The following is a 6,065-nucleotide window of genomic DNA, read 5'->3' as shown; positions in this document are numbered from 1 at the left end:
CGCCCCATGCATATCCGCCAAATCCAAAGATCCCTGGCTCGGAAAGACTCCGGGCTTGCCGGCCCAACCAGTCTCCGATCAATGGAAAGCGCTTCGGCTTTGCGCTGACGTCGAGGTGCAGATCGTCGACCGCTTTTCCGACCACCATTCTCGACTGCAGGATTTCCATTTCAGCCGTCGCCTCTGTTTTGACGTCGAACATGCTGGAGACGTCGCCCAGCGGGCTTTTTGAATTGTTGGTCGGAATGCTGTCTTCAACCTGCACGAGAATATCGGCCTGGTACACCGACGGCGCGATAAACGCGTAGGCCACGCCCACGGCGAGCACGCCGCCGGCGATTCCACCGACCAGCCAGCGGTTGGCCATTAGAACGTCGAAATAACGCGAAAGACTTACATCGTTATTCCGGAGCACAGCAGCATTCGTAAGCAGAGAGTTCTGATTCATCGAAACCCCAGGGCGGGTGTACGAAAAGGATGGAAGCTCGATTTAATGTGCAGGCGATGCGGCGTTGCCAGATCTCGCTTTTTGTCACGGCTGAAATCGGAGGCACAGGCCGAGTACGTCAGTCCTGCTCGCAAGCGTGCTCGAAATGAATCGTCTTATGGTCTAAAAGAGACTTCCGCCGGGTCTGGCGCAGACTTCTAATTTTTCCGCATCCGATGTATTGCGCCAGCAAACAGAAATCGAGTTATTCATAGCAGAAGTCATCGCAGCCTATCTGACGGCTTGCCGCACCTCCGTACGCTGCCACACATTCGCGTTTTTCGCACCAACGGGGTCGTGCGCAATTGCGATGTCACTATTTCGATCATTTCGAACAAGCGCCCGTATAGCGTGAAAACACCGACAAAAGCTGGTGGAGCAAACGGCGCCGAATTCGCGCAACCGCACGCAAAGGTGCTAGCGCTTCGTAACGAAATGCCAGAGCGCCGCACACTCGGTCTCGGATATCCGGTAGTGAGGCATGGCTTTGCGCAACATCACGTTGACCGGGTCGATGCCTTCCCTCAGCGCCCTGCAGAACGTTGCCTGATCGTAACTGCTCGCCGGACCGTCCCTTCGACTCTTCGCAGGAAACAGGTTGCCGGCGGTCAAGGGTGGTGCGAATGCGTCGCTCGAGCCGGTTTGCGAATGGCAGTTCGCACAACGGGTGATCGAGCCGGGCAACAGACGATCGTCGTCGCGCAATTGCGCCTCAACCGAATGCTGCCCGTTGAAGATCGAACACCCGAGATCGTTCGACTCACAAAGCGGCGCGCCATGCGCGACATACGTGATGTTCGCCAGCGCCAGCGCCAGCGCACGCGCCGCGGTTCGCCGTGACCGTAACGCCATCACTGGATCTGCACCGTGCGCGAAACGCTCGGCACGCCCTTCGCGTTCAGGCCAAACAGCATGTAGTAGCCAGGCACGACGACACCCGGATCGGAAGGAATATTGATCAGATATTCGCCCGCCGTTCCTACCGTGAAAGTCACGGGTACCCGCCGCTGCTCGTTGTTGACCGCGTGGGTCGACGAAGACATGCGCATCAACGCAAAGGCCTTGATGCCACTGCTGCCCGTTACGGCGATCGATGTCCCGAGCTGTGCCGTAGTGGGCGCGGCTGTGAGGGTCGGTCGTGTTGCCGCCGAGCCGTCCGCGTTGAGCAGGTACGGCGGCGTCAGTATTTCGAGGTTCGTATGGTTTGTCGAGCAGGTTCCGCACAGTCCACCGCCACCACTCAGTACGCGACCGTCGGACAACAGCAGTGCGATGCTGTGATAGTTACGCGGCACGGCTTGCGGCGGGAGCACCGAGAAAGTCTTGGTGGTAGGGTCCCACAACTCTGGCGCCAGCACGGCGGTGTCGTCCGAAAACGTTATCGGGTACGCCTCTCCACCAAGGACTACCACCTGACCGTTCGGCAAGACCACGCTGGTGTTGAAGGCGCGGCGGTAATTCATCGGCGTAAGCGTTTGCGTCACCGCGGTGCCGCTGCTGATGTCGATTAGGGTGGCGTCCGCAGTCGCGTTGGCATACTCGTAGCTCGGCGCACCGCCTACAGCCAGGATCTTGCCGATATCGTACATAACGGCGTTGCCGTTCATCGCATCGGTATCGCTGCCCCGGTTGCCGGCAGGCGTCACGCTGCCCGCGCCGGCGGTATCGAACCAGTGCATGGCAACGCTCGGACCGGCGTGGAAGACTCGCCCATTTGCCACCGCAAACAGCCATGCATGATTGTCGGAGCGGAAAATGCCAGCCGCGTCATTCGTGAGGATGTAGTCGGCGAGAATGGCGCTATTGACCTGCCAACCGGTACTCGGCGACCAGGTTTCGCCGGTCTTGCCGCCCTCGCCTCCGTTCCACGAGCCGCCCACCAGGAATACGTTGCCATTGCTCAACGTTACGCTGCCGTGGTAGGCGCGCGGAATATTCATTAGAGGACCTGACGACCATTTTCCGGTCGAAGGCGTGTAGAAACTCGTCGCGTCGCTGCTCGAGCCACCAGTGACGTAAATACGGCCATCCGGAAGATTGACGATGCCCGGGCAGAACATATCGTGGCCGGTATTCGACACGAGAACCTGTTTGCTCGTGCCGGTAGTCGGGTTAAAGATTGCGGTGTATGTGTTGCCGGGAGTCACTTCGCCAGCCGTAAAGTCCAGCTTCTGGTCGGAGGACCACACTACCACGGTGCCATCGGGCAGATTCGCCGCAGCTGCCGGCACGATCGACAGGTTATAGGGTGTAGTCCACTTCGCCGGCAATGTTTTCGCGGTCATGCCGCTGATCTGCCACGTCTGCAGAGCGGTTCCGCTGCAAGCCTGCTGCGTGATCTGCGAGCCCTGCGCCGTGAGGCTGGCAGCAGCCAGACACAGGTGACTCTGCGACGCGACGATTGCAAAGCCGCCACCTTGCGGGATCAGCTGAAAGCTTTGATTCGCCTGGCCATTGCAGGTCCACTGGTCCGCCCCAGCGCCGGCATCCATGCTGACACCGTAGATGTCGAGGCAAAGGTTGCTGTTGACGTTGACGAACTGATAAAGCCCGTTGTTCTGCGTCAGTGTCCAGTGCTGGTTATTCCCGCCATTGCACGTCCACTCGATAACCGAGGCGCCAGGCGTCTTCGATTCAGCGTTCACGTCGGCGCACAAGGTCGTGCCGTTGACGGTGAGCGTGCTCGATGTCTGCGCGTCGGCAGCTGTGGAGAACATCGAAAGCGCCGCCATGAATGTGATCAGCAGCAACGCTTTCACGTACCTGTCGAACAATTGCGAGAGGATCCTAAACGATCGGTTTTGTGACATAGCCTCAGTCCAGTAGGTTACACACGCCCTAATGCGCCCAGTACATCGCAAATTTGATCCGCGCGAGGCAGGTCGTCACTTCGCCAGCGCAACATTGCGTTCGCATCGAAGCAGTAGATTTGGGTCGAATGATCGGCAATGTTGCCGAGTGGCAGGGTGCTGCCCGAAAGCGCTCTGCGCATCCGGTCGACGTCCTGCAACGTCGGCGTGGCCGCCCGCCATTCGGGTCCGGCCTGGAAGCGCATGAGCCATGCGTGCAGCGCGGGCGGCGAGTCGGAAAGCGGATCGATTCCGATCGACACCAACTGAACGGGGTAGCGGTGCTGTAACTGCGATATCCGTTGCTGAACGGTGCTGAACAGTGCACCCTGCAAAGGACAAACTGAAGTGCATCCTGTGTAAATCGTCTGCAACGCAGTCACTTTCTGACGCAACAGGTCGGTTAGCAACTGTTTCTGGCCGCTTTGATCGACCACCCAGAAGTCGTCGAGACGAATGGGCGGCGTGACGAGTCCTATGCTTGCGTGCTGCGCGTATAGCGGAAAAGAAACGCCGGCTAACGCCGCGGCCGATATGCCACGCAGCAGCGCGCGGCGTCCCGGACTTCGGACCGGCGCGCACGCACGCAACGTCGCGCGAGTCGGCGCGTGTTGATGGAACATGACTATGATCTCCCGCAACGTGTAATGGCTCGCAGAACCATTCGTCGCCATCTTTTATTGCGTGTTACCCACGCGATAATGCGCACGAGTCGCGCGACGGCTACGTTCGCTTTCTAATTGCGAATCAACGGCATTCGGGAGCGTAGCAGAGAACCTTCCGGAAAATTACAGCGTCAGGCCCGTGATTTGCTCCGCTTTGTGAGGTCGGCCACATAACAATGAAACTTCAAAAACTGGGTGTTTTAGAAAGCCCGAGCAAAACCATGTCGTCCTGAGATTCGTCGTGAGGCGGCGGAAATGGCGAAGTCGCGAAAATGGATTGCGCGCTCAAACGTGGCGGCAAGACGCGTCAGGCAGGCGGACCAGGCCGGCCTGGCCGAAGAGACTCGGCTGACCGTTACCGAACTGCCAAGCCCTGCTCCTACAACGAAGGCGTTGCCCAACAAGGCCTCAGCATCGGCGCGATGGCAAGTCCGCGGTGGCGAATAGCAAGCAGCGCCGGTGTTCCGGCGGCTTCGAGTTTCGCCGCGACCACGGCGAGCCATTGCGCGTGTTTCGCTGGCGATGATATGCAGGTTCCGCGCCGTTGGCTCCCGGCCGTCTCCTTGTTCCAAAGCACAAAGTCAAACCGTGGCAAAATTCGCATTCCGCGATTTATTTGATGCGACCGGTGCGGCCCATATAAATGCCTCGGCAGCATTAGTTTCTTTCTAAAACCATACCGAGACATTTAATTAGCATTTAATTAGGTCCCGAGCTATCCCGATAAGAACCATACATTGGCGGAAATTAAAGTGCCCCGACTGTCTAAAAGCGACAAGTAACAATTTTGTAACGGTTTTTTTGTTGCTTTGTGAATCGCAAACTCGGGCGCGAGAACGCCTCTGGATAAGCGTGGAAGGGAGGAGGGACGCGTTGCCGATAGGCTCACGTAGCACAAATTTCGTTGTTACGCTTAGTTACGCCCGATGGCGCAAGATTTGTTCCAATTCTGTATCATTCGTATTCATCAGATTACTCAGGGAAAACCTTGTCGATTTTGATTCGATTGGAGGAACTTCGCAATTTGCGACGAATTACCGAATCTTCCGATTGAAAATGATGAAAGCGGGTTTTCAGTAGGTCGCATTAAATCTGAAGATTAAAACGCGATTAGTGCCCCACGCGAGTGCGGCAGCGGGCGGCTCTTGACAAAAGCCGATCATTAGTCAGTTGTACTTCGTGTTGTTGCGTATTTTTTCGTGGCGACGTCCTTATCACGCGAACGTTGTTCGTTTTAGCGGCCAGGTTCCATCGGCCTTGATAGACAGATGTCCTTCTTCAGCAGACTCTCTCCAAGACTGAAACCGTCATTTCGTCGGCTTCCCCAGATCGCAAAAGCTGCTTCGGCGCTTGCATTCATCGCAGGCGTACTAAGCCTTGCAGGTTGTGGCGGTGAAACAAACGATGATGGCAGTACCGCGTCCGTGACCGCCAACTCCCTCCCTGCCGACACAGTCGCGAACGCGGCTACAGATCCGTACAGCAACGGCGTAGTGCCCCCCGACAATGGCTCTCCGCCGGTTCAGGCGAACGGTCAGCCTTATAACCGCGCCCTGGTGCAACGGGCGGGACAAGGCGATTGAACCGTTTCGCGACGATCGATACGAAACCCGCGTATCCCGTGCAAGAGCATTTTCAATCGTGATGTCAGCGACCGTTGACTCACGCGTTTGACGTGTTTGCGTTACGTATGCCATCGCTTCAGGAACTGATGGTCATCGGCAAACGTAATTCCAACGTTCTCGGCCCATCCCCGGTCAGTAGCAATTTATAGCTAAGCCATGAAACTCAGACTCTACTCACTATTCGCCGTTTTAGCCCTGTTGTGCGGGCAATCGATGCCAGCGTTCTCCCAGACGACTTCGACCGCCGCCACCGCCCAGCAACTCGCGGCGCTGCAGCCGCCGCCCACCGGAAGCGGAAACGACCGTTTTGCAATGGACGTGAACTGCAATCTCTGGAGTGCGGATCAGACGGCGCTGAGCGAATGCTCAAAGGACCTGGATCTGATTGCCGGATTGGGCGTGGGTACGGTTCGCCTCGGCGTTTCGTGGGACTTCATGA

4 protein-coding genes and 1 pseudogene are annotated in these 6,065 nt (G+C 57.5%); 1 reads left to right on the top strand and 4 read right to left on the bottom strand.

All coding sequences use genetic code 11. The features are described from left to right. The 4 genes from F6X37_RS35105 to F6X37_RS35090 form a co-directional block, all read right to left on the bottom strand. A partial coding sequence (locus tag F6X37_RS35105; RefSeq protein WP_262420155.1) for a Wzz/FepE/Etk N-terminal domain-containing protein occupies window positions 1-448 on the bottom strand: 448 nt, incomplete at its 3' end. A 456-nt stretch (window positions 449-904) separates the two neighbouring features. Then, complete coding sequence (locus F6X37_RS35100) at window positions 905-1,339, bottom strand: hypothetical protein (RefSeq protein ID WP_187614585.1); 435 nt, start codon at window positions 1,337-1,339, stop codon at window positions 905-907. Next, window positions 1,339-3,297, bottom strand: coding sequence for an RICIN domain-containing protein (locus F6X37_RS35095; protein WP_187614587.1), 1,959 nt, complete (start codon window positions 3,295-3,297; stop codon window positions 1,339-1,341). Before F6X37_RS35095 ends, F6X37_RS35100 begins: the two co-directional genes overlap by 1 nt. Window positions 3,298-3,314: 17 nt before the next feature. Beyond that, entirely contained in the window at window positions 3,315-3,959 is a 645-nt protein-coding gene (locus F6X37_RS35090; RefSeq protein WP_187614586.1) for an SCO family protein, read from the bottom strand. A 1,880-nt stretch (window positions 3,960-5,839) separates the two neighbouring features. Between F6X37_RS35090 and F6X37_RS35085 the strand changes: the two are divergent. Further along, window positions 5,840-6,065, top strand: a pseudogene (locus F6X37_RS35085) (hypothetical protein); the annotation flags it as partial.

This window comes from Paraburkholderia sp. 31.1, from assembly GCF_014397645.1.
GTDB classification, from domain to species: Bacteria; Pseudomonadota; Gammaproteobacteria; order Burkholderiales; family Burkholderiaceae; genus Paraburkholderia; species Paraburkholderia tuberum.
The sequence above is the reverse complement of the archived record's forward strand: the minus strand, read 5'-3'. Positions and strand labels throughout refer to the sequence as shown.

Coding starts and splice junctions, on each gene's coding strand:
- F6X37_RS35095 (WP_187614587.1), bottom strand. CDS start 3,297: ATGTCACAAAACCGATCGTTTAGGATCCTCTCGCAATTGTTCGACAGG.
- F6X37_RS35100 (WP_187614585.1), bottom strand. CDS start 1,339: ATGGCGTTACGGTCACGGCGAACCGCGGCGCGTGCGCTGGCGCTGGCG.
- F6X37_RS35090 (WP_187614586.1), bottom strand. CDS start 3,959: ATGTTCCATCAACACGCGCCGACTCGCGCGACGTTGCGTGCGTGCGCG.